This window comes from Clostridium sp. UBA5119, assembly GCF_002414285.1.
Taxonomy (GTDB): Bacteria; Bacillota; Clostridia; order Clostridiales; family Clostridiaceae; genus Clostridium_J; species Clostridium_J sulfidigenes.
This window is the reverse complement of sequence record NZ_DHYX01000029.1, coordinates 6,865-9,384: the sequence shown is the minus strand read 5'-3', so window position 1 is coordinate 9,384 and position 2,520 is coordinate 6,865. Positions and strand designations below refer to the sequence as shown.

The window sequence follows — 2,520 nt, the reverse complement described above, 5'->3', positions numbered from 1 at the left end:
TTAAATGAAAAAAATAAAGAACTTATCAAAAACGATATTAAGGTAAAGGTAAAAGATAAAGAATATAAGATTGATTATGAAAGCTTAAATATAAAAAGCAACTTGCAGGAAACTCTTATGGAAGCTTTGGATTATGGAAAGGATTTATCTGTAAGAGAAGGTTATAAGTTAATAAAAAATCCTAAAAAAGTAGATTTTGATATTGAGTATAGCTATAATATAAATTCTGTAGATTCCTTGTTGGATGAAATTGAAAAAACCCTCAACAAGAAAGTTAAAAATGCAACTATCGTCAAGGAAGATGGAAAATTAAAAGTAAGTGAAAGTTCTTCAAAAGAAGAAATAAATAGAAAAGATTTTATTTCTCAGGTTGAAGAAGTTGTAAAAAGTAATACTGAGAATAATAAAGGTGATGTTACTCTGAAATTACCTATTAGTATTAAAAAGCCAGAAATAAATACTGAAGACTTGAAAAGGATTAATACAATAATATCTAGCTTTAGTACAAATTTTGTAGATGATGTTAGAGCTACTAACATTAAAGTAGCAACTGAAGCAGCAAGTGGTATAGTTTTAATGCCGGAGGAAGAATATAGTTTTAATAAACTAGTAGGTGAAAGCACTAAAGAAAAAGGATATGTAGAAGCTACTGTTATAAAAGATAATAAGCTTCAACCTGAATTAGGTGGAGGTATTTGTCAGGTATCTACAACTCTTCATAATGGAATAATAAGAGCAGGAATTGTGCCTACAGAGAGAACACATCATTCTATACCAATAGGGTATGTTGATAAAGGAATGGATGCCACCATTTATTATAATATTGTAGATTATAAGTTTAAAAACACTTTACCATATCCCATTTATATAGATGGTATAGTAGAAAATAATAAATTAATATTTAATATATATTCATATAAAGAATTAGAAAATATAAAGTATGAAGTTATTAGTGAAGTCTATAAAGAAATGCCTCAAAAAATAGAATACAAAAAGGACATAACCTTGGATGAGGGGGAAGAAATAGTTGAAAATCCAGGTAGTAAAGGTTATAAGGTAAAGGTTTATAGAAAAACCTTAGAAAATAAGAAGGTAGTAAAAGAAGAGGTAATATATGATGATATATATGAACCTGTAAATAAAATCATCAGAAGAAATGGATAGAGGTATAGGGAAGGAATTGTATATATAGTGCTTGTGTTTAAATTTTACAATAGAAAATTATTATGTAATGAAATCGTAATAATAATATAAATGAAAATATGATTAACATATGATATAATTTATATGTTAAATCAATTTTTTAATTGTAAAATGAAAGGAATGTTACTATGGATATGAATCTAGAGAAGGGTGAGAATGGATCAAAGCTTTCACTAACCCCAGGGAATAAAAAATCTAATAAAAAAGCTAAGATCATAGCAATTTCTTCCGTAATAACTATAGTTCTTTTAGTATTTATAGGTACAACAACATACATCCATACTACTGTATCAAAATATGAGAATTTAATTATGCCAGGTGTGCAGGTTGAAGGAATAGATGTGAGTGGTAAAGCCAAGGACAAAGTTGTGCAAGAACTAAATAGTAAATATAACGACGAAATTGGGAACAGAAGTATTAAAATTAAAGCTGGAGATAAGGAGTATTCTATTAACTATGCTGACTTACATGTAGAGTTTAATATAGATGAAACTGTAAATGAAGCTTTTAACCATAATAGAGATCTTGGGTATTTAGATAAGTTTAAAGCAATAAAGAGTTCTGAAAAAAAAGACTTTCCAATAACATTTACCTATAATAACGAAATTATAAATACTGTTGCTAAAAAAATGGAAAGTGAAATTAATATTGCTAAAAAAGACGCTACTATAGCAAAGTCAGGTTCAGGATTTAACATTACTGAAGAAGTAGTTGGTAAGACTTTAGATGTACAAGCATTAGTTAAGGATATAAATGCTAAGGTAGCAGAAAGTAAAGCAGGAAACATAGAAGTAACTGCAACTATAAAAAAAGAGGTACCTACTAAGACTAAAGAAAAATTATCAACTATTGACACTAGAATTGGAACCAAAACTACTAACTTTAGAAGTTCAGATTGGAGCAGAAGTACCAATATATCACTAGGAGCTGAAACTGTAAATGGTATAGTACTAATGCCAGGAGAAAGTTTTAGTTTCAATACTACAGTGGGCGACACTACAGCAGATAAAGGGTATCAACCAGGAGGCGTTTATGTAGGAAATAAGGTGGAAATAGGATATGGAGGTGGTATTTGCCAAGTATCTTCAACACTTCACAATGCAGTATTAGACTCCGGAATTCTTCCAGATCAAAGATTAAATCATAACATGGTAGTAGAATATGTTCCATTAGGACTTGATGCAACTATTGCTTATGGAGGAATAGATTATGTATTTACAAATCCATACAAATATCCAATATATATTGAAGGATATGCTGGTGGTGGAAATGTAACCTTTAATATATATTCTAACTCTGCAGCTAAGGGTGGGAAAA

The 2,520-nt window shown here is 29.2% G+C and carries 2 protein-coding genes; both read left to right on the top strand.

Translation table 11 applies throughout. The annotated features are described in order from the left end of the window. A partial coding sequence (locus B2671_RS03500; protein WP_346869176.1) for a VanW family protein occupies positions 1-1,164 on the top strand: 1,164 nt, incomplete at its 5' end. A 167-nt stretch (positions 1,165-1,331) separates the two neighbouring features. Beyond that, positions 1,332-2,520: VanW family protein (locus B2671_RS03495; protein WP_346869175.1), on the top strand; the 1,189-nt coding region annotated here is incomplete at its 3' end.